Source organism: Streptomyces sp. NEAU-174, from assembly GCF_052665095.1.
The window spans coordinates 481,310-503,762 of sequence record NZ_JBQTCE010000001.1 but is presented as its reverse complement, the minus strand read 5'-3'; the positions used below and the strand labels follow the sequence as shown (position 1 = coordinate 503,762).

Genomic DNA, 22,453 nt, shown 5'->3' with positions numbered 1-22,453 from the left:
GCGACCGGTTTCAGGACGTCGTCAGCACGTGGGCCCAGGGCGCCGGATCAGGAGTCCGGCGCGGCCGGGATCCTGGCCCGGATGCGACTTCCCTGTCCGGGGCGGCTGTCCACGTTCAGCGTGCCGCCCACCTCACGGGCCCGCTCCCGCATGGAGAGCAGTCCGAGATGGCCGGGGAAGGAGCCCTTGCAGTCGAAGCCCACGCCGTCGTCGGCGACCGTCAAGGTGATGGCGCCCGGTTCGTTGAGCAGATGGAGCCGTACGTTCCGGGCCTGCGAATGCTTGGCGACGTTGTGCAGCGACTCCTGGGCGATCCGGTACAGGGCGTGCTTGGCCTCCGGTGTGGTCTCCGGTTCGGCGTCCAGCTTCGCCTCGGTGGCGATCCCGTACCGGGCCCGGAGCGCCTCGACATGCTGGGTGAGCGCGGCCACCAGGCCCTCGGTCTCCAGCGATTCGGGCCGCAGCCGGCACAGCAGGGTCCGGGTCTCGGCGATCGCGGCGTCCGCGAGCCGCCGTATGTACTCGATGGGCTCGGCGAGTTCGGCCAGCTCGGCGAGGTCCACGACCTCCCCGGCGGGCTCGTGTCCCGCCACCGGATCGACCCGGCCCGGCGCCCGCGCAGGGCTCGACGTCCCGGTCCGGCCCTCCGCCGGCTCCGCGCTGTCGATGTCGCGCTCCAGCATCTCGCGGGCGGTACGGGCGCCCAGCGCGATGCCGTAGAGCGCCTGGGAGACCGAGTCGTGGAGCTCGCGCGAGATGCGATGCCGCTCCTCGTGGACGGCCTTGTCCTGGGTGGCCGCCCGCTGCCGGTCGTTCTCCACCGCGCACGACGCATGCCCCGCGATCACTTCCAGGAGGGTGATGTCCGCCTCGCCGGGGTCGCGGCCGGGCGGGAAGTGGCAGCACATCGCGCCGATCGCGGTGGATTCGCGCAGCAGCGGCCACGCGGCCACCGCGCCGCGCGCGGGGCCCTCGCCGTCCGCGCCGGTACGGCCGCCGCCGTGGATGACGGGCGCGGCCCCGCCGATCGCCTCCAGCGCCGGTTTCCGCGACGGCGGGGTGTGGCCGTGGCCGCCGCCGACCAGGCGCAGATTCGCCGACGGGCCGGGCTCCAGCAGATAGACCGTGCAGCTCGCGGCGCCGGTACGGGCCACCGCGCCCGCGGCCAGGGAGTCCAGGGTCCGCCGTACGCAGGGGCCGGAGGGACGGGGGAACACCGAGGGGCCGGACGAGCCCCACGAAGAACCGGAGGGCCCGGCGAATCCCGAAGTCCCGGCGGACCCCGAAGCCCCAGCGGTCGCGGCCGACCCGGAAGTCTCGGAGGCCCCGGCGGACCCCGAAGAGCCGGAGGACCCCGAAGCCCCGGTGGGCCCGGCAGACCCGGAAGTCCCGGCGGCCCCGGCGGGCCCGGCGAATCCCGAAGTCCCGGCGGACCCCGAAGTCCCGGCGGACCCCGAAGCCCCAGCGGTCGCGGCCGACCCGGAAGTCCCGGAGGCCCCGGCGGACCCCGAAGTCCCGGTGGACCCCGAAGTCCCGGCGGGCCCCGAGGCCCCGGCGGCCCCGGCAAACCCCGAGGCCCCGGCGGCCCCGGCAAACCCCGAAGCCCCGGCAGCCCCGGCGAATCCCGATGGCCCCACGGCCCCCGGTGCCACCGACGCCCCCGAAGGATCCGGGGGCCCCGAGGAAGCGCCCCCGGAACCGTTGGTGCCCGGTCCGGCCGCCGCCGCCGACGCCAGCCGCCGCAGATGCTCCCGGTGCCGGATCTGGGCGACCGCGTGGCCCGCGGCCGTCGCGAAGAGCCCCACGGTGCTCACATCGGCGTGGCTGAGCCGGCGCCCCCCGCCGCGGTTCGCCACCTCGATCACCCCCACGGGGTGGCCGCGTACCAGCAGCGGCACGTCCAGCACCGAGGCCGGGACCGCGTGCCGGGGGTCCCGGCCGCGGCGGCGCGGCCGCCGTTCGGCGCCGGAGACCGTGGGCCGTCCGGCCCGGATCGCCTGGCGGGCGGGGGAGGAGCCGCCGGGCGTCAGCGGTCCGCTCGGCGCGGTCCACGGGGCGCCGTCGGTGGCCCGTATCGTCAGGACGTCGCCCGGCTCCAGCACCATCACCCGGGCCATATCGGCGCCCAGGAGCTCCCGCACCCGGCGGGCGATCAGCCGGAGCGTGGCGTCGGCGGTCTCGCCCGCCAGGATGTGTTGGGTGACCTCGGCGAGCGCGGTGGCGCTCCGTCTCCGCCGGGTCGGGGTCCATCGTGTACTGATCACGCCGACCACCACTGCTCCCTCGTCGTCGACTCCACTGCTTCCGGAGGGGTGAGCTCACCCGCGGGCACCAGGCCGGACTGCACCGCGTAGACCGCCGCCTGGGTCCGGCTGTGCACCCCGAGCTTGGTCAGGATGTGGCTCACATACGTCTTCACCGTCTGCTGGCCGATCCGCAGATCGTGGGCGATCTCCTTGTTGGCCTTGCCGCGCGCGAGCATGGTCAGCACCTCGGTCTCCCGCTCGGTGAGCTGCTCCGGGCCGCTGGGCTCCCTGACCTGGCCCATCAGCCGGGAGATCGCGGCGGGAGAGACATGGATCTGGCCCGCGGCCGCGGCCTTCACCGCGTTGCGGAGGTCGTCGGCCTCGGCGTTCTTCAGCAGGAAGCCGATGGCGCCCGCCCGGACCGCGCCCATGACCATGGCGTCGTCGAGGGAGCTGGTCAGCGCCACCACCTCGACCTCGGGGAGGTCCTGGCGGATCTCCGCCGTGGCGGATACGCCGTCCATCACCGGCATCAGCAGATCCATCAGGACGACGTCGGGGCACAGCTCCCGGGCCAGCCGCACGGCTTCCCGGCCATTGGTCGTCTCGCCGACCACCTTGATGTCGTTGTCGAGGCCAAGGATCATGCGCAGGCCCTGCCGGACCACCGCATGGTCGTCTGCGATCAGCACGCGAAGCGCCACTTGGTTCACCTGCCCATGGAGTACCCCGCCGCACGGGCGGAGACATACGCGGAAACGGTCGCGATCAGCGGTTCGAAGAGCGGGAGGGCCAGCAGGACGAGGACGCCCGCCGCCCATCCGCCCAGGACGTCACTGACCCAGTGGGTGCCCAGATAGACGGTGGTCAGACCGATGCCGACGGCCATCACGCAGGCGACCAGCGCGCCCGTCAGCCGGTGGCGACCGGCGAGATAGGCGAGGGTGCCCCAGACGACGACGGCGTTCGCGGTATGACCGGAGGGGAAGACCATGCCGCCGTGGAAGAGCTCGGCGGACCCGGGGGTCCGGGCGTCGTACGGGCCCAGCCGCCCGGTGAGGATCTTGACGGCGCCGACGCTCACGTTGAGCAGCAGCAGCGCCACGCCCAGGACCAGCGGCGGACGGAGGCTCCGGGTCCGGCCGCCGCGCCAGACGGCCCAGGCCAGGGCGGCCAGGGCGGTGGGGCCGCGCTGGCCGGTGATGACGAAGGCGTCCAGCACCGGCCGGACCCGCGGCCACTGTGCGTACGGCTTGAACAGGGCCACCTGCCAGTCGAACCGGACGAGCTGCGAGCCGGTGAGGACGGCCGTGAGGACCGCCGCGTAACAGGCGGCGGTCACCAGGAAGGCGATCGTCTGCCCGCGGCTGAGCGGGCATCGGATCCGTCCAGGGACTCGCATAGGGACTCGCATGAGGAGGGAACCCGTCTCGGTAGCTCCGCGATTCCATCCGAAGGGGGACTTGTCGTCCCATTTGGCCCGGGCTGCCCTGCCCCACGGTTGCCCCCGGCTGCCCCGCCCCGGGCGCCCCAGGTGGTCCCGCCCCCATCCGTACGGGCCCGTCCAGGGGAACCCGTACGGCGACACGCAAACGGCCCCCACCAGAGGGGGCCAGGGCCACCGCCGTACCGAAGGCGGACACGGGTCAGCTCAGCCCGTCACTCACTCCTCCTCACCCGTCCTCGCCCCTCCTCACTCCTGCGGCCCCTCCGGCTGCGCGGGCTTGAAGCCGAATTCGGCGGCCTTCGCGACCGCCTCCAGCTGCGAGCGCGCCTCCAGCTTCTCCAGGATCCTGCGCACATGGGTGCGCACCGTGGCGTAGCTGATGCTCAGCCGCTCCGCGACGGCGCGGTTGTCCAGGCCGTGGCTCATCAGCGTGAGGATCTCCTGCTCGCGCGGGGTCAGGCTCTCCAGGCGCTCGGTCTGCTCGGCGGTGGACCGCGCGTCCTCGCGGTGCCGTGCCAGCACCTCCACCAGCGTGCTGGCCGGGATGAGGGTCTCGCCCTCGGCGGCCGAGCGGATGGCGGACGCGATCTCGTCCCCGCTCGCCGACTTCAGCAGATAGCCGCAGGCGCCCGCCTCCACGGCGGCCAGCAGCGCCGAGTCGCTGGCGTCGGCGCTCAGGATCACGATGGCGACGGACGGGTCATGGGCCCGGATGCCGCCGGCCGCGTCGGCCCCGGTGCCGTCGGGCAGCCGGAAGTCGACCAGTGCCACATCGGGCTTCAGCTCCTTGGCCATCGGCACGGTCTCGGCGACCGAGTCGGCCCAGCCGACCACCGTCAGATCCGAGTACTCGGCCAGCAGGGCCCACAGCCCCTCGGCCACCACCCGGTGGTCCTCGACGATCAGCACCTTCGTCAGTTCGGGAGGTGCGGTCACGGCTGCGGGTCCCCTTCGGGGGAGTCGGGCGAGTCGGGAGCGGCGAGCGCCGCGTCCGGGGGAGTGCCGAGCGGCACCCAGAACTCCACGGTGGTGCCGGAGCCGGGTTCGCTCTCGATCCGGCACCAGCCGCCCGCGATCTGGGCCCGCTCCTGGATCAGGGAGAGCCCGAGGTGGCCGGGGCGGGACTCCACCTCGAGCGGGTTGTAGCCCTCGCCGTCGTCGACGATCCGCACCAGGCAGCCGTCGTCGAGCCCGAGCAGCTGCACATGGACCGTCTTGGCGTGGGCGTGCTTGCGCACGTTCACCAGCGCCTCCTGGGCGGTCCGGTAGATCAGCGCCATCGTCTCGGCCGGGGGATGGGCGGTGAGCCGGTCCTCCAGCCGGTAGGTGACGCCGGTCTCGGTGCGTATCTGCTCCAGCAGGCCGCGCAGCGCCCCGGCCAGACAGCCGTGCTCCAGGCTGGACGGCCGCAGGTCGAAGATCAGCTGGCGCAGCCGGCTGAGCGAGAGCTTCAGGGTCTCGTCCAGCTTGTCCATCACCCGCTGCTCGTCCGGGTCCCGCAGCCGCCTGCGCAGCTGCTGGAGGCGGAGGCTGGCGGCGGTGATCACCTGGATGGTGTCGTCGTGGATGTCGGCGGCGATCCGGCCGCGCTCGGCCTCCTGGGCGTGGACCAGATGGCTGAGCAGCGCCTGGCGGTCGCGGTCGGTGACCTCCAGCAGCTCCAGGCTGCGCTCCAGGACGAACTGGGCGCGCTGCACCTCGGTGATGTCGCGGACGGTCAGGACGGTGAGCAGGCCCTCCTCCGTACGCAGCGGGCTGATGCTGACGTCGGCGGGGAACTGCTTGGCGTCGCTGCGCCGCCCGACCAGCTCCATGCTGTGGCCGACCGGCTCCTCCAGGCTGTCGTCCCATTCGCGCAGCGAGACGGTGAGCGGCTGGTCGGGCAGCAGCGCCTCCACGGCCCGGCCGATCAGATGGTCGCGGTCGTAGCCGAAGAGCGCCTCGGTGCGGTGGTTGGCCGCCTGGATCCGGCCGCTGGAGTCCACGATCAGCATCGCGTCCGGGGAGGACTCGATGAGCTGGCGGAACCGGCTCTCGGCCGCCCGCAGCTGGCTGAGGTCGGCGATGAAGACCACTCCGCGGGGTTGCCGGCCCTGGAGATGGCCGCCGCTGAACTGGGCGGGGAACTCGCTGCCGTCGCGGCGGCGGCCGCTCATCGCGGACGGTGTGGTGAAGACCCGGCCGATCAGCTGCTCGGAGGCGGTGCGGTAGCGCTCGGGGACGAGGTCCCGCAGCCGCTTGTCGCGCAGCTCGGCCGAGCCGTAGCCGAACATGTGCCGGATGTGGGCGTTGGCGTACTCGATCCGGCCCCGGGGGCCGACCACGAGCACTCCGCAGGGCGCGTGGCCGAGCAGCTCCAGGTACGAGTCCTCCAGCCGGTTGCCGACCAGGTCCTCGAACCGCCAGGAGGCGCGCTCGGCGCGGCGCAGCGGTTCGGCGCAGTCGACGAGCAGCTCGGCGGACATGCTGAACTGATCGCGCGCGGCCCGGACGATCGCCTCCAGGATCTCCTCGGCGGGGGTGCCCTTGACCAGATAGCCGCTGGCCCCGACGGCGAGCATGTTCAGCACGGTCTCGCGTTCGCCGTGGGCGGACAGGGCCACCACCCGGGCCCCGGGGACCTGGTCGCGGATGGCCCGGACGCTGCCGGGGGCGTCGCCTCTGGGCATGTGCACATCCATGATCACGACCTGTGGGCGGTGGTCCACCGCCGCGCGCACGGCCTGCTCATGGTTGATGGCCAGGCCCACCAGCTCCAGGTCCGGGTGGGAGTCGATGAGGTCGGCGAGCGCCTCGCGGACGGCCGGGTCGTCATCGGCCACCACAACGGCGATCCGGTTGTCGCCCATCGCTACCCACCTCCCTTGAGGACGGCGCCCTGCAACTCGCGGGGCTCGAATTCATCGCGCCGGCAGTGCGCCAGCGAGGGCATGACCGCGGCCAGTGGCGCGACCAGCACGTTGTAGTGGCTTCCGATGCGGTCGCAGACGGCGACCGCGGTCGCGGCGTCCCAGACCGCGGCCCAGAAGGCCCAGTCGTGTTTCTCGTGGTTCCGCGCGGCGTCCAGGGCGGCCCGGCGCGCCACCGAGGCGGCGACCAGGATCCGGTACCGCTCCTCGGGCGTGGTGGTGCGGTGGACCACCGCCCAGCCCTCGGCGCGGGTCTGGCTGGACGTCTGCTTCCACAGATCGGCCACCCGATCGATCTCCTCCGGGGAGAGGTCCTCGATATGGGTCAGGAATTGTAGGACTCTTCGTGAGTTAGGGCCGAAAATTACGCTCATAGGACACTCCAGGACGCATGGTACATCTACGGAACTGGTGAGCCGCCCGGGTGGGCCGCCCCACGGCCGTCGGCGGCCGGTCGCTCCCTGGAACGTGGGCCTGTTTCCCGGCCGTGTCCGCCGCTCTCCGCCGCTCTCCGCCGCTCTCCGCCGCTGTCCGGCGCTCTTCGTCCGGCGGGCGGCACGGCCCGGCCCACGTTCTCCCTCGGCGCCACTCGCGGCCCCTAATCCCCGCGGCCTTGGGACATGTTGATGCTCGCCCTGGCGACGCCACCGCTCTTCTGGCCGATGAGCTGGAAGGACACACCGCTCTCATCCGCCGGAGTGATCTTGTACGAGCCCACGGCCGCCGCCTTGCCCCGGCTGTCCACCTGGAAGGTCCCGATCTTGCGCTGGGCCTTCGAGCCCGAACCGGCGTAGGCGGTCACCGTCTCGCCCGGGGCGAACCCCGCGACGTAGAAGCTGAGCGTGGTGCCCGCCCTGCCGCCGAAGGCGCTGGGCTCGGCGGACGGGGTGTACGGCAGCACGGTGAAGCCCGAGCGGACCACGGCCCGGCTCTGGTCGCCGATCGCCATCAGCGTCTGCCGCCCCTTGAGGCCGAACGGCACGTTGAACGCCACGTCGCGGATCTGGCCCATGCCGTTCGCCTGGGCGGTGAAGGCCGGCAGACCGCCGGTGGAGTTGATGTAGACCAGCACCCGCTCGCCGGGCGCGAACTTGTTGGCGGACAGCGTGATCCGCTGGCCGGCCTTGAGCGCGTACGGCTTGGACTTCATCGACGGGTACATGGCCAGCATCTGGAACGGCGCGGTGGCCGTGGTCTTGCTGCGCTTGCCCACCAGGACCAGGGTGCTGGAGCCGGTCGGGGCCACGCCCACCTTGATCGCCGCCTGGCCCACGCCACCGCTGCTGTCGGTGTGCAGCGTGGTGACCGGGATACCGGTGGTCCGGCCCCAGAAGACGTCGATCGGCTCACCCGGGCGGAAGCCGCGGGCGGTGACCGTCACCACGTCGCCGGGTCGGCCCACCATCTTGTTGATCTTGGCGGTGCCGACGGCGCCCCCGGTGATCACCTTGGCCTCCGCCGTCTTGCTGCTGCCGCGCTGCTGGGCGACCAGCGTCGCGGGCCGGTTGCCCGCGTTATCGGGCATGGTGAACCGGGCGTAGATCGACCCGAACTTGTCCGAGCGCACGCTGCCGATGGCGCGGCCCTTGGTGTCCGACTTCCGGGCCTTGAGCAGGATGTCCACGGTGGCCTTCTTGTCGAAGCCGCCGCCCTCGACCGCGGCGCTGCCGCCGGGGGTGACCAGGCCCGGGTTGATCACGATGATCGGGCCGGACGCCTGGGGGACCCGCTGGTTGCCCAGCCTGATGGTCTTGGGCTGCTTGGGCGGGCGTATCTGCTGCTCCTGCCGGGAGTGATGCTCCTTCTTCGGGGCGCCGCCGCCTCCGCTGCCGGTGGTGTTCAAGGCGCCTCCGAAGCCGCCGCGCGCGACCACCTGGACGAGCGATCCGACGATCGCGAAGACCACGAGTGCGAGCAGGACGGTCTTCCAGGTGAGCTTCTTCTTCTTGTCACCGGCGGGGGTGTCCTCCTCGTCGAGGGTGTTCCCCTCGTCGGGGATGTTCTCCTCGTCGAGGGTGCTTTCCTCGTCGGGGATTTCCTCCTCGAGGATGTCCTCCTCGTCGGGGACGTCCTCGTCCTCGGGAATATCCTCGTCCTCGACGATATCCTCCTCGTTCTCGGGATCATCCCTGTCCTCCGGAACATCCCAGTCGTCGTCGTACTCAGGCATGGCCTTCACCTCCTCTTCCCATGGCTACTGCACACGGTAGATTTCCAGCTTGATATTGCCCTCGGTCACCGACCAGACGCGGTCGGAATTTCGCAGCGCCTGGAGAATCCAGTTCTCCCGGCCGTCGGCATTGTTGAGCATCATGGATTTGCGCATCTTGTTCGACAAGATGATGTAGTCCACGTTCTGCCATCTCTTCTTGAACAGTTTGTCGCGGACATCCGGGTCGGACGAGGCGTTCCAGTGGGAATGCGCGTACGGGTAGAACGGGCGCACATCGTGCAGTTCACCCCACAGGTCGTCGTCCATGATGATGCGCGAATTCGGCGGTACGTGCTTGCGCACCCAGGCGATCTGGGCGTGCTGCATTCCGGTGAGGTTGATCTTCGACTGGTACTGGTCGGCGATCTGCGTATGGCCTTCGGTATTGGTGTGGACGAGATATCCGGAGGCCGGTGACGCCAGCAGCAGAATGGCCACGAACGACGGCACGGCGACCCGGGTCACGGAATGCGCGCCGCGCATGAACCGATTGGCGAACGAACCCTTGAGCAGCCGGTCCGTCACCATGCCGAGGTTGAGCGCGAACATCGGGATCAGCGGGGTGACATAGAAGTCCAGCACCACGCTGCCGCGCACCAGATAGAAGGCGTATCCGAGGGCCAGCGTCCCGGCGATCAGAAAGCCCAGATTGCGCCTGCGGTCCCGCATGCCGATCCACAGGCAGATCGCCATCGCGCACACCCCGGCGATCAGCAGGAACTTGTCCCGGACCAGCCAGCTGCTCTGAAGCAGCCCGGTGTGGCTGAAGAGGGTGCCCTGGTTGCGGTTGAGCTGCCACCACAGGGTGTAGAGCAGCGAGACATGGTCCGCGGGCGGGTTGTTCAGATCGAAGTCGAAACCGCTCGGCAGCAGCTCGTTCTTGAGCAGTGCGTAGGTCACATAGCCGCCGATCGGGGTGGCCGCGGCGAACGGCCAGAGGGTGCTGGTGAACCGGCTGCTGGCCGAGCCTTTGACCCTCCGGTAGAGCAGATACATGAAACTGGGCACGAAGAAGATCGCGTTCTCCTTGGTGATCAGGGCGATCCCCAGCGCCACCCCGCCGCCGAACACCGATCTGATCGTGACTTCTCGCCTGAGCAGCATGAACAGGCTCAGCAGCAGCCAGAGCATCATCAGGTTGTCCAGCAGGACCTGCCGCTGGAAGTAGACCGCGATCGGCGAGACGTTGAAGAGGAACGAGGTGACGGTGGCGGCCAGCACACTGCCGGACAGCCGTCGGGCGATCTCGAACAGCAGATAGACGCTGGCGATATGCACCAGCAGCATCAGAAACCGTCCGGTGTTGATGGCGTTCCCGAAGGTCTCGAACTGCTTCGGCAGCGGGAAGACCCACCCGGCCAGGGTGATCCAGCCCAGCGGGGCGTGGTCGTAGTCGTAGGTGTACGGGGACAGGCTGGTCTCCCGCACCAGCGACCACGCCCGCTGCATATAGATGCCCTCGTCGGTGAGGTAGAGGGGGTAGCGGAACAGGTGGTAGCCGTGGGTGAGCAGCCCGGTCAGCAGGGAGACGACCAGGGCGATCCTGCCCTTGGCCCCCAGCGGCGGGAACAAGCCGCGCTCCACGGAGAACCGCGGGCGGCGGCGCGGACGCCGCGCGGGGGCCTCGGTGGTCTTGGCCGTTGTGGTGCGCTTGCTCGTCGCGGCGTTCTTGTTCGCCGTGGTCTTCTTGCTCGTCGCGGTGGTCTTGGCCGTCGCGGCGTTCTTGCTCGTCGCGGTGGTCTTGGCCGTTGTGGTGCGCTTGCTCGTCGCGGCGTTCTTGTTCGCCGTGGCCTTCCTGCCCGGCGCGGTGCTCTTCCTCGCCGCGGTCTTCCGGCCTTCCGCGTCGACGGCCGCCGGCCGCGAGGGCATGGGGTTATCCGACACGCGACTCCGCCTCCTCGGTGGTGGCCCGGTGGGCGCCTACGTGCTGTGTCTTCTCCCAGTCGTGGCGGCCGAGCATCTCCCGCCGCATGGCCCGCAGCGCGGCGTACGCCAGCACCATCTGGAACGGGAACCAGGCGATGGCCATGCGCACGAGGGCCTTCGGCGAGGCCTCGAGGCCGTGGGCGCCGGTGAACTCGTACAGGCCGACCGCCTGGACCAGAAAGTGCGCGGCCAGCAGCAGAACAGGCAGATAGGAGCAGAGCGCGATCAGCACCGGCACCTTGAGGATCAGGATCATGCCGAGCGAGATCGGCAGATAGATGCCCAACAGCGCCTGCCCGCGCGGGAACACCAGGACGTAGAAGGCGAGCCAACGCTGTTTGCGCGTCGGCATCTTCTTCCAGGTGCCCTTCTTCAGGGTCTGCATAAAGCCCTGGCTCCAGCGGGTGCGCTGGCGGATGAAGTGGCCGAGGGTCGGCGGGGTCTCCTCCTTGGTCACATACCGGTCGTCGTAGACCACGCGCACCCGCTCGCCCATGGCGGATATCCGCAGCCCCATGTCGGCGTCCTCGGTGAGGTTGCGGTCGTCCCAGCCGCCGAGCCGCAGCAGCAGCTCACGGGCGAAGAAGACGGTGTTGCCGCCGAGCGGGATCGAGCCGTAGTGGGCGTGGTAGTGCAGCCGGCTCTTGAACCAGAAGAAGTACTCCAGGACGTTGAGCGTCGAGTACCAGTTGGACTCGTAGTTCATCAGCTGCACACCGGCCTGGACCACCCTGACCTTCTCCTGCACCATCACGGTGTTCACCAGGTTGAAGATCTCCGGGTGGATGTCGTCCTCCGCGTCGAAGATCGTCACCACCTGGTTCGCGGTGTGCGGGAGAGCGGTGTTGAGGCCGTGCGGTTTGTTGATCGGCTTGTCGTCGAACACCACGACCCGCACATTGCGCAGCCCCTTCCGCTTCAGGTCGTCGATCTTCTCCTCGGCCTTTTTGATCGTGCCGTCGTCGTCCTGTGAGCAGATCACGAAGACCTCCAGCAGTTCGGCCGGATAGTTGGCCCGCACCACGCGCTCGATGGTGCTCTGGATGACGTCTTCCTCATGCCGGGCGGGCAGCAGGACACTGAAGGAGATCTGGGGCGGCAGGAATTCATCCGGCGCCCTGGCCCTCCGTTCGGCATCCGCCCGGTCCCAGGTGTAGAGCATGAGATAGAGGACATGGGCCGACTGCACGGTGAGCAGGATCGAGACCACGATCAGCACCAGGTAGACGATGGCGACAATCATCGGCTCCGCCTCCCCCAGACCCAGCCGGTACTCGACGCGAAGTTGACCGCGAATGCCGCCGCGATACCGACGCAATTCGCCAGCAGTAGATGCGTTCCGGTGCGCACCAGTGTCCAGACGATGAGCACATTGACCCCGAGTCCGCCAAGGACCGAGACATTGAACTTGATGAATCGGCCGAGGGACGGAGCGGCCACCGCGAAGGTCCACCGGTCGTTCAGCAGATAGTTGTGAACGACGGCGATTTCCACCGCTATCGAGGACGCCACCAGCAGCGGCAGTCCGGCCCAGTGATAGAGGACGAAGAGGACCACCGAGTTCACGACCACACCGCCCCCGCCGACCACCGCGAAACGCAGGGCAAGACCGGGCATGCCCGCCATCGGGTTCCGGACCTGGCGGACTCGGAACAGCATTCCGGCCCGCCTACGGGCATTACGGTCGGTGCTGTCCGCCTCTTCGCCCGGCTCTCCGGTGCGCTCGCTGAACGTTCGGAAACGCTGCATCGCGACTCCCTCGACAGGAGGCTCTTATCGCCGTTGACCCAAGAGTGCGTCACCCGAAAAGGAGGTAGTACCCGCGCCCGGGGGAGCGGGTGGTACACCTTCGGTGGACCCCTCCCATCCCCCGTATTGGGGAGAGCCGGGTCCGGGGTATCCGGACCGGTCCCCCAAAGAAGGGACGGCGCGCTCACCCTCTCGCGGGTGCCAGTACCTGCGGGGGATGCCCAAAGATGAAATGGGCCGGACGGCCTTGCGTCCCGTGCGAGGAGAGTAGGTGACGTAATGTCAGGTCACGTGATGTCACGCCATCCATTCGCCGGCCGGGCCGGAGCGGTCATCGCCGTGATGACACTCGCACTGGCCACGCCGGCTGCGGCAAGTCATTCCGATTCCGGCAGACTGCACGACTCTGGAAGACTGCGCGATTCCGGTGGGCTGCATGATTCCGAATGGGCGCTGGTCGCGCTCAAGGCGGAGCGCGCCTGGAAATTCAGCAAAGGCGCCGGAGTGACCGTGGCGGTCATCGGCACCGGGGTCGACGCCTCCCATCCGGATCTGCGCGGCCGCGTGGTCCGCGGAAAGGATTTCGCGGGCGGCACCGGCGGCTACGGCACCCGGGACGGCGGCAAGACGGCCGAGCAGTCCACCCATGCCGCCGGAATCATCGCCGGGACCGGCCGCAACTACCGCGGCGACGGGGTGTACGGGCTCGCGCCCAAGGCCAAGGTGATGCCGCTCGGCGTCTACCGCGACGGAAAGCCCCTCGCCGACCCCACCGCGAAGGCCATCCGGCACGCGGTGGACCATGGCGTGCGCGTCATCGACCTGGCCGTCGGCTTCAAGCGGCCGACCCCCGCACTGCGGTCCGCGGTGAAGTACGCCGTCGACAAGGACGCCGTGATCGTGGCCGGCGCGGGCGACAACGGGAAGATCGGCAACCGGCCCACCTATCCGGCCGCCCTCCCCGGAGTGGTCGCCGTGGTGGCCACCGACAAGAAGGGCGCCGTCTGGACCTCCTCCCACCACGGCGGGAAGACCCTCCTGGCCGCCCCCGGCGTCGCCATCCTCACCACCTCCGGCAACAACGACTACTGGACCGGCGACGGCACCGGCTTCGCGGCGCCCTGGGTCGCGGCGGGCGCCGCGCTGCTGCGCGCGGAGCACCCCCGCTGGAACGCCAATCAGGTGGTCCAGAAGCTGATCGACACCGCAGACCGCAAGGGCTCCTCGGGCCATGACCCGCGCTATGGGTACGGGGTGATCGCCCCGGCCAAGGCGCTGGCGGACCGGGCCGCGCCCCCCGCCTCCGCCGAGCTCTCCGCGCCCCGCCGCCATCCGTCCGCCACGCCGGACGCCGCCGCGCCCAAAACCGAGGGGGATGAATCCGCCCTGGTCACGATAGGTGTGGTGGCCGGGGTCCTGGTGGTGCTCGCGATCCTGGCGGTGGTGCTCATCAGCCGCCGCAGGCCGCCCGACAACTCCCACCACGGCTGAGGCCGGGCAGGACTCGCCATGATCACGAAACTGTGCGGCCGCGACCGTCGCCCCCGCCTTCCGGCGCGTGCCCGCACCTCGCGGTCGGCGGGGCGGGGCGTCGTCGCCCAGCTGATCGTGATGGTGCTGGTGGTCGAGGTGGTGATGGCGGCGACCACCGTACAGGCCCTGTTCGTGGGCCCGGTGCGACCGCCCGCCACCAAGCCGTCGCTCCCCGTGGCCAAGCCGTTCTTCCCGGCCACGACCCGCTTCTACGTCGACCCGCACAACCCGGCCGCGACCTGGGTGCGGGACCATCCGCACGACCGGCGGGCGACGGCCATCGCCCGGCGGATCGCCGCCGAGCCCCAGGCCGCCTGGCTCACCGAGACCAATGAGTCCCTGATCGAGGAGCGGGCCCGCGACCTGGTCCGCACCGCCGCCGCCCGGCGACGGCTGCCGGTGCTGGTCCCCTACACCATCCCCCAGCGCGACTGCCAGCAGCTGAGCTCCGGCGGCGCCGGGGACACGGCCGCCTACCGGCGCTGGAGCGAGGCCCTCACCCGGGGGATAGGGGACGGGCGCGCGATCGTCATCCTCGAACCGGACGCGCTGGCCCATATGAGCTGTCTCAAGCGGCGGCAGCAGGCGGACCGGTTCGCGGCGCTGGCGTACGCGGCGCGGTCGCTCCAGCGGGGCGCGCCCCGCGCCCGGGTCTACTACGACGCCGGGAACTCCGGCTGGCAGCCCGCGCGGACCATGGCCGAGCGGCTGCGGCGCGCCGGGATAGAGCGGTACGGGGACGGGATAGCGGTCAACGTCTCCAACTTCAACGCCACCGCGGACGAGGTGCGCTACGGGCTGTCCGTGATCCGGGAGCTGCGCCGGCCCCGGCTGGGGGTCGTGGTGGACACCAGCCGTAACGGGGCGGGGCCCACGCGTAAGCACAGCTTCTGCGATCCGCCGGGCCGCAAGCTGGGCAGGGCCCCTACCGCCGCCACGGGCATCCCCGGGGTCGATGCCTTCCTGTGGGTCAAGCAGCCGGGCCAGGCGGACGGCTGCGCCGCCGGCGCGGGGATGTTCGTCCCCGGCTACGCATACCGCCTGACCCGCTGAGGCTCGCGACGCCTGCGGCGGGCTCCTCCCCTCCCCGCCCCTCCCCGAAACAGGGGCTCCGCCCCTGACCCCGGACGCTGGGGGCTGCGCCGCTGGCCCCGGGCGGGGGTTGCGCCCTTGGCCCCGAAGCTGGGGCTGCGCCCCTGGCCCTGGACTGGGCCCAGCCCCCGAAACTGGGGCTGCGCCGCTGACCCCGGGCGGGGGCTCCGCCCCTGACCCCGGACGCTGGGGCTCCGCCCCTGGCCCCGGACGGGAGCTGCAACCCCTGGCCCCGAAGTTGGGCTGCGCCCCTGGCCCCAACCGGGGGGCGCCCCTAAGCGCTCCGCTGGAAGTGTTGCGATGCGTCGTCGGCCGACTGCGGCGCCGTCGTGGCTGGTCGCGCAGTTCCCCGCGCCCCTTCGGGGCGCAACCGAACCGCACCGGACTTCAGCGAGGCCGCCCAGCCCCGAAGCTCGGGCTGCGCTCCTGGTCCTGGAGGCGGGGGCTTCGCCTCTGGTCCCGGAGGCTGGGGCTGCGTCCCTGGTCCCGAAGCTCGGGCTGCGCCCCTGGTCCCGGGGCTGGGGCTGTGCCCTTGGCCCCGGATGCGGGGGCTGCGCCCTTGGCCCGGGCGGGGGCTCCGTTCTTGGCCCCGGGCGGGGGGTTCGCCGCCAGGCCTGGGGTCCAGGGGCGGAGCCCCTGGTAGCGGGAAGGGGCGGGGAGGGGAAAGATCCGCCGGGCGCCCCCTAGGCGTCGGTCACTTCGTGACCGGCGCCTTTTGTATGCCCTGAGGGCCCTCTGGGCTGCCTCTGGGCACTCCTGAGCACCCCGAACCACCTCCCCCAAAACGGACATAACCCATATAAAACGGCCGAATTCCTCTACCTCAACTGAGGTAGGCGGAATTCGGCCGTTTGGTGTGCCCTGAATTCCCGCAATTGAGGTACGCAGATTTCAGCCAGGCGTACGGCGATTCCGACTGCGGTCACTCCCTAATGTCGTGAAGCGAAAGGACAAGCCCCGAAGGAGCTCCAATCGATGCACAGAGTTCTCGTCGTGGAGCACCACCCATTGGTGTTGAGTGCTCTCGCCGATCTCGTAGTCGAGGAGCCCGGACTGGAGCTATCCGGAATTGCAGGTTCGGCCCGGGAGGCAATTTCTCTGGCCAACCACATGCAGCCGGATGTGGTGCTGATCGACGTGGATGAGCCCAGCTGGCAAGCGCAGCGGTTGGTCCGCCTGATCGGCGAACTCCTACCGTCCGCGCGGATTGTCCGGCTGACCGCAGTCTCCGACCCGCAGATGGAATGTCTGGAATCTCCGACGAACAACCCCAGCGTCCTGAAAACCGCAGTACCCGATTTGCTCAGGAGCATCTCCGAATGAATTCCCCCATGGACCAGAACAACGCCCCGACCACCGAGACCAAGCGTGCGCCGCGCTCGCAGCGTCTCCGCTTCGGTATCGCCGCGGCCGTCGTCGCTGCTGCTGCCGTGGGTGGCACGGTCACCGCTTTCGCGGTGAACAACAACTCCGATGGCCAGTCGGCCACCACCACCACTACCTCCGCCGTCAAGGCATCCGGTGCGGGCGCCGAGGGTCCCCTGTCCACCAAGAAGGGCGACATCGTCGACGCCGACGGTAAGAAGGTCGTCCTGACCGGTGTGAACTGGTTCGGCTTCGAGACCGGCACCTACGCGCCGCACGGCCTGTGGACCCGTAGCTGGGAGTCCATGCTGGACCAGATGGCCAAGCAGGGCTTCAACACGATGCGTCTGCCGTACGCGAACGACATGTTCAAGTCGTCCGCCAAGCCCGACGGCATCGACTACCACAAGAACCCCGATCTGAAGGGCCTCACCCCCCAGCAGATCATGGACAAGATCGTCAAGGGTGCCACCGACCGTGGTATCCGGGTGATCCTGGACCAGCACCGTCCGGACCAGTACGGCCAGAGCGAGCTGTGGTACTCCCAGAGCCTCTCCGAGAAGCAGTGGATGGACGACTGGGTCAAGCTGGCCAAGCGCTACAAGAACAACGACCGGGTGATCGGCGCCGACCTGCACAATGAGCCGCGTGGCCAGGCCACGTGGGGCGACGGCAACCCGAAGACCGACTGGCAGCTGGCGGCCACCAAGGCCGGTAACGCGATCCACAAGGTCAACAAGAACTGGCTGATCTTCGTCGAGGGTACGGACCGCCACAAGAACGAGCAGTTCTGGTGGGGCGGTGACCTCCAGGGTGTGAAGAAGCACCCGGTGAAGCTCAGCGAGCCGAACAAGGTCGTCTACTCGGCCCACGACTACGGTCCGGGCGTCTACAACCAGAACTGGTTCATGGCGAAGGACTTCCCGAAGAACATGCCGGCCATCTGGGAGAAGCACTGGGCGTACATCAAGAAGCAGAACATCGCCCCGCTGCTGCTCGGTGAGTTCGGTGGTAAGAAGACCGCCGGTAAGAGCTCCGAGGCCGTCTGGCAGAACGCCCTGATGGACTACCTCAAGAAGCACCAGATCAGCTACACCTACTGGACCTGGAACCCGGACTCGGGTGACACCGGCGGTGTGCTGAAGAACGACTGGAAGACGATCGACAAGAACAAGATGAAGATGCTGGCCAAGTACCAGACGCCGCTCCTGGAGGCGAAGAAGGGGAAGTAAGTCGGAGTAACCCCTTCGGTACACCGCCGATGACCACATAGCTGATCACGGCGTTGGCAAGCAGCGAGGGCCCGCAGGCAGTGCCGCCTGCGGGCCCTCGTCTTTTCTTCCCTGGCGCCCGTTTGGTTCTGATTCGTTCCGCCGGAAGGGAAGTGGGGCGGCCGCCCGGCGGGTTTCCCTCCCGGGCCGCGGGCCGCGCCCGCGGACCGGCCCCCGCCCCCAGGGAGGCCGATGATGAAGCCCCATCCGGCGACCGGCCGGCTGCTCTTCCCCCTGGTCGCGCTCGCCGTGATCCTGGCCGATCAGCTGAGCAAGGCGATGGCGCTGGCCGCCTGGAGCGGCACCGCGGGGCCGCAGGCCCGGTTCGGGCCCTTCTGCGCGCTGCTGGTGCGCAACACCGGGGTGGCCTTCGGCCTGGGCCAGAGCCGCCCCGCGCTGATCGTGGTGATCACGCTCGCGGGAGCGGTGGCCACGCTGGGCGCGGCCGGTGCCGGGCTGCGGGCCCGCGGCCGGGGCGCGGCGCTGGGCCTGGGGCTGATCGCCGGGGGAGCGCTGGGCAACGGCGCCGACCGGATGATCCGGTCGCCGGGCCCGCTGCGCGGCGCCGTCATCGACTGGATCACGCTGGACGCCCGCGGGCCGGTCTTCAACCTCGCCGATGTGGCCCTGATCAGCGGAACCCTGCTCACCGCGGCCCTGCTGCTGCGCAGACCCTCGCGCGAGCGCGAGCGTGAGCGCGGACGCGAACGCGTACGGACCGCCCGCCCGGGCCCGAGCGGCCCGGGCGCGGGGCTTGATCCGCTGGCCGTCAGCCTCCCGCCTTGTGCACCGCGCCCTGATCGGCGTCCAGATCCGCCCCCGGCGCCGTTCCGGGAACCGTCTCCGTCTCCATCTCCTCGGCCGGCCTCGTCTCGGCCGACATCCTCTCGGCCGACCTCGTCTCGTTCGGCATCGCCTCCGGCGGCACCGTCTCCGTCCCCGGGATCGGCTCCTGCGGCGCCCCCTCCGTCCCCGGCTCCCGGCTCTCCCGCTCCGCGAGGGACTCCGCGAAGTCCCTGAGCCGGTCCAGCACCGCCTCGTCGATCGTCGCGCGGGCGGCCAGCGCCTCGCTGATCCGCTGGTAGACGGCGAGCTCCCGGGCGCAGCGGTGGCACTCGGCCACATGGGCGCGCACCCGGGCCGCGGCCGGGGCGTCCAGCTCCCCGTCCAGATACGACTGGAGCATCGGCGCGCCCAGGGGACATCGTGTGGTCCGGAGCCGTCCGGTGGTCTGCGTGGTCCCCGTGGTGCGTGGGGTCCGCCACCATGTCCATCTGCTCATGCGCCACCTCGCTCCGATTCCACTCCCGCGGCCAGCAGCTGGTTCCGGATCCGCTTGCGCGCCCGGTGCAGCCTGCTCATCACCGTCCCTTTGGGGACGTCCAGCACCTGTGCGGCCTCCGCGTACGACAGTCCGTCCACGTGCACCAGCCGCACCACCTGCTGGTCCCGCAGCGGAAGCGCCGTGAACGCGGCGTCCACGGCCTCGTCGAACGTCGTGTCCACCACCAGCTCCTCCGGCGTCGCGTCCCGGGCCGGGACCAGCCGCTCCAGCTCCGTGTCCGGATCGTCGAGCAGCCGGGGCCGGCGCTGGCGGCGCCGGCTGACCTCCGCATGCCGCATGATCGTCAGCAGCCAGGCCCGTGGATGTCTCCCGTCAAAACGGCCGACTGCCCGGTACGCCCGTAGTAACGTGTCCTGCACGAGATCCTCGGCGTCGGCTCGCTGGGTGGTCAGTGACATGGCCACGCGCAGCAGCACCTCGACCTCGGGCAGCACATACTGAGTGAACATGCGCTGCTGATGGGCGTCCGGGTCAGCCACGGGGTGCCTCCTCGGATCCGACCCCCCGGGGACGCGAAGCACGACATATCACACTCTGTGTAACATCTCGCTCACCGCGCCGCATGGGTTGATCGGCGATCCGAGTGGCGGGTTGGACGTATCGGTGGCAGGCCGGACGTTTCGGTGGCGGGTCAGACGTTCAGGGAGACCAGGCGCTTGCCGTCGGTCGTACGGACTTCGAAGCGTTCGATGTCGGAGCGCTTCATGCCCGCGCCGCCGTGCGCCCACAGCGGACCTCTGGCCTCCGCCTTGGGGCTGTCCTCGATCCCGTAGCCCCACTCGGGCACGGACCAGGTCATCATCGTCTGCTCATGGCCGTTCTTGGAGACCGCGATGAGGCTGCAATCCAGGGGGCCCTTGAGGTTCTTCAGCCGGAGGACGGCGTCGGTGCCCCACATCTTGTCCTCCAGCGCGACCGCCGCGTTCACCTTGGTGTCCGGGTCGGTGCCCTGCACCTTGTCGGGCATTCCGGCGAAGAGGTCGCTCTCGCTGGGGGCGGCCGTGACGGAGCTGTCCGAGCCGCCGGAGGTGACCGCGATCGTGCCGACCGGGCCGCCGACGATCAGTACGGCCGCCGCCGCGACCAGGTAGAGACCGCGCCGCCGCCGCTTGGCGCGGGACGCGGCGACCTCGCCGACCATCCGGTTGAACAGGGCCGGACCGGGGCGCGCGGTGAGGGTCTCGATGGCGTTGGGAGTGGCGCTGAAGGCATGCGGAGTGTGGCCCGTGAGCTGGGTCCGCCCGGGGCTGGCGTGGATCCCGGGGACGTCGGCGGCCAGATCGGCCAGCAGGGGTTCCAGTCCGGTCAGCTCGTCCAGCTGCCGTCCGCACTGGTCGCAGCCGGCCAGATGCTCCTCGAAATAGGTGGCGTCCGCCTCGTCGAGCACGCCGAGCACATACGCGCCAACGGCGTCATGTCCCGGATGGTGCGTCTGCGCTGTCATGCCGTTACTCCTCTCTCCTCGAGCGCGAGCTTCATCGAGCGCAGCGCGTAGAAAACCCGGGACCGTACCGTCCCGCTGGGTATGCCCAGGGTCTGGGCCGCCTCGTTGACGGTCCGCCCCTTGAAGTAGGTCTCGACCAGCACCTCGCGATGGGCGTCGCTAAGGTCCTGCATCGCGTCGGTCAGGGTCATGAGCCGCAGTGCACGGTCGATCTCGTCCTCCGCGGGCATGAGTTCCAACGGGGAGGGGTCGACCTCCTGCGGCCGGGCCTGCCGGCTGCGGTGTCCGTCGATCACGATCCGCCGGGCGACGGTGACCAGCCAGGGCCGGATGGAGCCGGTGGCCCGGGACAGCTGGTCGGCGTTGCGCCAGGCGCGCACCAGGGTCTCCTGGACGACGTCCTCCGCGCGGTGCCGGTCGCCCGCGACCAGTCGCAGTACGAACGCGAGCAACGGCCCGGCGTGCTCCTGGTAGAGCGCGCGCATGAGTTGCTCGTCCGGCGTACCACGCCTGGATCTTGACGGACGCTCATCGGCCACGGCGGCGTCGTCGTGCACCTGAACCTCCAGGACCTGACCTGAGTTGGACAACATCAACGGACGACTCCCGGTCTGAGCCCCGGGGGGGATCGGCGGCCATGTCGGCCTCTTCCCCCTTCACTACGCACGGGGGGAGGCAGCCGCTCAACGCGTCACGAAGAATTTCCGATCAGAGGTCAGGGGGCAGGGGGCGGGTGTCAGGGGCCAGGGGCCGGCGACCGGGGGCGGTCAGGAGACCATCGCGTCCAGCAGCAGGGGCTGCACCTTGCCGTCGAGCATCGCGCCGAGCCCCTCGACCGCGCAGACGTCGGGGTGGTCGGCGATGTTCAGCGGCATGCCGGTGGCCTCGCGCAGCATCGTGTCGAACCCGGGCAGCACCGCGCTGCCACCCGCCAGCATGATGCCGCGGTCGGCGAGGTCGGCCACCAGATCGGGCGGACAGCGGCGCAGCACCGTGCCGATGGCGTCCAGCACCCCGGTGAGCGGGGTGCGGATGGCGGTCCGCACACCCTCGACATCGATCCGTACGGTCCGGGCGAGCCCGGTGGCCACGTCCCGGCCGTGCACCTCGGTGCTCTGCACGGCCGGGGCGCCGTCCGCGCCGCCCGCGCTGTCCTTGACGATCAGATGCAGCGGGCGGACGGCCTGGCTGGGCAGCATCAGCGCGTGCTCGTTGCGCAGATGCTGGACGACGGCGTGGTCCACGGTCTCGCCGCCCACCGGCACCCGCTCGGCGGCCACGATCGAGCCCAGCGACAGGACCGCGACCTGGGTGGTGGCCGCGCCGCACACCACGATCATCGTCGCCTCGGGCCGTTCCACCGGAAGGCCGCAGCCCACGGCGGCGGCGATCAGGGTGTCCACCAGCTCGACCCGCCTGGCGCCGATCCCGGTGAGCGTCTCCATGGCGGCGCGCTGGGCGAGCGGGTCGGCGTCGTGCTGCACGCAGACGGCGGCGCTCACCAGCGGGCGGCGCCGCCAGGCGCGGCGCAGCTTGTTGCCCAGCAGCAGCCGCAGCATCCGCTGGGCCATCTCGATGTCCACGACGGTGCCGTTGGAGACCGGCCGGACCACCCGGATGTGCGCGGGCGTCCGCCCGGTCATCCGCTGCGCCAGCGTGCCGACCGCGATCAGCCCGCCGGTGTGGGTGTTCACGGCGGCCACGGTCGGCTCGTCGACGATGAGCCCGGTGCGCCTGAGGTAGACGCGCGTCCTGGCCGCGCCGAGGTCGACGGCGATGGAGCAGCGGCGCAGCGCCTCGAGGCTGATGGTCATGGCAGGTCTCCCCTGTGGGCGGTGTGGCGGGCCGCCGCCCGGCGGCCCTCCGCTCTCATCGTGTGGGGACGATCAGGCCCGCTGCCCGTGGGGCTGCGCC

General features: G+C 70.4%; 19 protein-coding genes and 1 pseudogene. 5 read left to right on the top strand and 15 right to left on the bottom strand.

All coding sequences use genetic code 11. The features are described from left to right. Positions 1–47 precede the first annotated feature (47 nt). The 10 genes from ACT2CW_RS02025 to ACT2CW_RS01980 form a co-directional block, all read right to left on the bottom strand. Complete coding sequence (locus ACT2CW_RS02025) at positions 48–2,264, bottom strand: GAF domain-containing protein (protein ID WP_445515286.1); 2,217 nt, start codon at positions 2,262–2,264, stop codon at positions 48–50. Next, positions 2,261–2,950 (bottom strand): response regulator, encoded by a 690-nt coding sequence (locus ACT2CW_RS02020; RefSeq protein ID WP_037955385.1) that lies wholly within the window; start codon positions 2,948–2,950, stop codon positions 2,261–2,263. The genes ACT2CW_RS02025 and ACT2CW_RS02020 overlap by 4 nt, the downstream gene beginning before the upstream one ends. 5 nt (positions 2,951–2,955) lie before the next feature. After that, complete coding sequence (locus ACT2CW_RS02015; protein ID WP_445515285.1) at positions 2,956–3,588, bottom strand: phosphatase PAP2 family protein; 633 nt, start codon at positions 3,586–3,588, stop codon at positions 2,956–2,958. A 351-nt stretch (positions 3,589–3,939) separates the two neighbouring features. Further along, a complete protein-coding gene (locus ACT2CW_RS02010; RefSeq protein WP_445515284.1) occupies positions 3,940–4,629 on the bottom strand; it encodes a response regulator in 690 nt (229 codons plus the stop codon). Beyond that, positions 4,626–6,542, bottom strand: coding sequence for a PAS domain S-box protein (locus ACT2CW_RS02005; protein WP_445515283.1), 1,917 nt, complete (start codon positions 6,540–6,542; stop codon positions 4,626–4,628). The genes ACT2CW_RS02010 and ACT2CW_RS02005 overlap by 4 nt, the downstream gene beginning before the upstream one ends. 2 nt (positions 6,543–6,544) lie before the next feature. Next, complete coding sequence (locus tag ACT2CW_RS02000; RefSeq protein ID WP_164435132.1) at positions 6,545–6,976, bottom strand: hypothetical protein; 432 nt, start codon at positions 6,974–6,976, stop codon at positions 6,545–6,547. A 224-nt stretch (positions 6,977–7,200) separates the two neighbouring features. After that, positions 7,201–8,772 (bottom strand): hypothetical protein, encoded by a 1,572-nt coding sequence (locus ACT2CW_RS01995; RefSeq protein ID WP_445515282.1) that lies wholly within the window; start codon positions 8,770–8,772, stop codon positions 7,201–7,203. 24 nt (positions 8,773–8,796) lie between these two features. Continuing rightward, on the bottom strand, positions 8,797–10,698 hold the full coding sequence (locus ACT2CW_RS01990) for an ArnT family glycosyltransferase (RefSeq protein WP_445515281.1): 1,902 nt from the start codon (positions 10,696–10,698) through the stop codon (positions 8,797–8,799). After that, positions 10,688–11,983: a glycosyltransferase gene (locus ACT2CW_RS01985; protein ID WP_445515280.1), complete on the bottom strand. Its 1,296-nt coding sequence runs from the start codon at positions 11,981–11,983 to the stop codon at positions 10,688–10,690. The genes ACT2CW_RS01990 and ACT2CW_RS01985 overlap by 11 nt, the downstream gene beginning before the upstream one ends. After that, positions 11,980–12,489 (bottom strand): GtrA family protein, encoded by a 510-nt coding sequence (locus tag ACT2CW_RS01980; RefSeq protein WP_445515279.1) that lies wholly within the window; start codon positions 12,487–12,489, stop codon positions 11,980–11,982. Before ACT2CW_RS01980 ends, ACT2CW_RS01985 begins: the two co-directional genes overlap by 4 nt. Positions 12,490–12,993: 504 nt before the next feature. On the opposite strand from ACT2CW_RS01980, the gene ACT2CW_RS01975 reads away from it, so the two are divergent. The 5 genes and pseudogenes from ACT2CW_RS01975 to ACT2CW_RS01955 form a co-directional block, all read left to right on the top strand. Further along, a complete protein-coding gene (locus tag ACT2CW_RS01975) occupies positions 12,994–13,980 on the top strand; it encodes a S8 family serine peptidase (protein WP_311767016.1) in 987 nt (328 codons plus the stop codon). Between the two features lie 18 nt (positions 13,981–13,998). Beyond that, positions 13,999–15,075, top strand: a complete 1,077-nt coding sequence (locus ACT2CW_RS01970; RefSeq protein WP_445515278.1) for a glycoside hydrolase family 6 protein — start codon at positions 13,999–14,001, stop codon at positions 15,073–15,075. A gap of 1,014 nt (positions 15,076–16,089) precedes the next feature. Further along, the gene (locus ACT2CW_RS01965; RefSeq protein WP_020870319.1) at positions 16,090–16,437 is read left to right on the top strand and encodes a response regulator; all 348 of its coding nucleotides are present in this window, start codon (positions 16,090–16,092) and stop codon (positions 16,435–16,437) included. An 8-nt stretch (positions 16,438–16,445) separates the two neighbouring features. Next, the gene (locus tag ACT2CW_RS01960; RefSeq protein ID WP_445515277.1) at positions 16,446–17,711 is read left to right on the top strand and encodes a glycoside hydrolase family 5 protein; all 1,266 of its coding nucleotides are present in this window, start codon (positions 16,446–16,448) and stop codon (positions 17,709–17,711) included. Between the two features lie 231 nt (positions 17,712–17,942). Beyond that, positions 17,943–18,353: pseudogene (locus tag ACT2CW_RS01955) on the top strand (signal peptidase II); the annotation flags it as partial. A 166-nt stretch (positions 18,354–18,519) separates the two neighbouring features. On the opposite strand, the gene ACT2CW_RS01950 reads toward ACT2CW_RS01955, so the two are convergent. The 5 genes from ACT2CW_RS01950 to ACT2CW_RS01930 all read right to left on the bottom strand — a co-directional run bounded on the left by ACT2CW_RS01950 (position 18,520) and on the right by ACT2CW_RS01930 (position 22,353). Beyond that, a complete protein-coding gene (locus ACT2CW_RS01950; protein WP_445515276.1) occupies positions 18,520–19,032 on the bottom strand; it encodes a zf-HC2 domain-containing protein in 513 nt (170 codons plus the stop codon). Beyond that, positions 19,029–19,574 (bottom strand): RNA polymerase sigma factor, encoded by a 546-nt coding sequence (locus ACT2CW_RS01945; RefSeq protein ID WP_311767017.1) that lies wholly within the window; start codon positions 19,572–19,574, stop codon positions 19,029–19,031. Before ACT2CW_RS01945 ends, ACT2CW_RS01950 begins: the two co-directional genes overlap by 4 nt. A gap of 152 nt (positions 19,575–19,726) precedes the next feature. Then, a complete protein-coding gene (locus ACT2CW_RS01940; RefSeq protein WP_445515275.1) occupies positions 19,727–20,539 on the bottom strand; it encodes a zf-HC2 domain-containing protein in 813 nt (270 codons plus the stop codon). Then, positions 20,536–21,132 (bottom strand): sigma-70 family RNA polymerase sigma factor, encoded by a 597-nt coding sequence (locus ACT2CW_RS01935; protein WP_075200395.1) that lies wholly within the window; start codon positions 21,130–21,132, stop codon positions 20,536–20,538. The genes ACT2CW_RS01940 and ACT2CW_RS01935 overlap by 4 nt, the downstream gene beginning before the upstream one ends. Positions 21,133–21,306: 174 nt before the next feature. Next, on the bottom strand, positions 21,307–22,353 hold the full coding sequence (locus tag ACT2CW_RS01930; protein WP_445515274.1) for a rod shape-determining protein: 1,047 nt from the start codon (positions 22,351–22,353) through the stop codon (positions 21,307–21,309). Positions 22,354–22,453 lie beyond the last annotated feature (100 nt).

What these genes read in the sequence shown, in the direction of transcription:
- ACT2CW_RS01995 (WP_445515282.1), bottom strand. Translation starts at nt 8,772, where the DNA reads ATGCCTGAGTACGACGACGACTGGGATGTTCCGGAGGACAGGGATGAT.
- ACT2CW_RS01985 (WP_445515280.1), bottom strand. Translation starts at nt 11,983, where the DNA reads ATGATTGTCGCCATCGTCTACCTGGTGCTGATCGTGGTCTCGATCCTG.
- ACT2CW_RS01960 (WP_445515277.1), top strand. Translation starts at nt 16,446, where the DNA reads ATGGACCAGAACAACGCCCCGACCACCGAGACCAAGCGTGCGCCGCGC.
- ACT2CW_RS02005 (WP_445515283.1), bottom strand. Translation starts at nt 6,542, where the DNA reads ATGGGCGACAACCGGATCGCCGTTGTGGTGGCCGATGACGACCCGGCC.
- ACT2CW_RS01930 (WP_445515274.1), bottom strand. Translation starts at nt 22,353, where the DNA reads ATGACCATCAGCCTCGAGGCGCTGCGCCGCTGCTCCATCGCCGTCGAC.
- ACT2CW_RS01940 (WP_445515275.1), bottom strand. Translation starts at nt 20,539, where the DNA reads ATGACAGCGCAGACGCACCATCCGGGACATGACGCCGTTGGCGCGTAT.
- ACT2CW_RS01965 (WP_020870319.1), top strand. Translation starts at nt 16,090, where the DNA reads ATGCACAGAGTTCTCGTCGTGGAGCACCACCCATTGGTGTTGAGTGCT.
- ACT2CW_RS01935 (WP_075200395.1), bottom strand. Translation starts at nt 21,132, where the DNA reads ATGTTGTCCAACTCAGGTCAGGTCCTGGAGGTTCAGGTGCACGACGAC.
- ACT2CW_RS02000 (WP_164435132.1), bottom strand. Translation starts at nt 6,976, where the DNA reads ATGAGCGTAATTTTCGGCCCTAACTCACGAAGAGTCCTACAATTCCTG.
- ACT2CW_RS01970 (WP_445515278.1), top strand. Translation starts at nt 13,999, where the DNA reads ATGATCACGAAACTGTGCGGCCGCGACCGTCGCCCCCGCCTTCCGGCG.
- ACT2CW_RS01950 (WP_445515276.1), bottom strand. Translation starts at nt 19,032, where the DNA reads ATGAGCAGATGGACATGGTGGCGGACCCCACGCACCACGGGGACCACG.
- ACT2CW_RS01980 (WP_445515279.1), bottom strand. Translation starts at nt 12,489, where the DNA reads ATGCAGCGTTTCCGAACGTTCAGCGAGCGCACCGGAGAGCCGGGCGAA.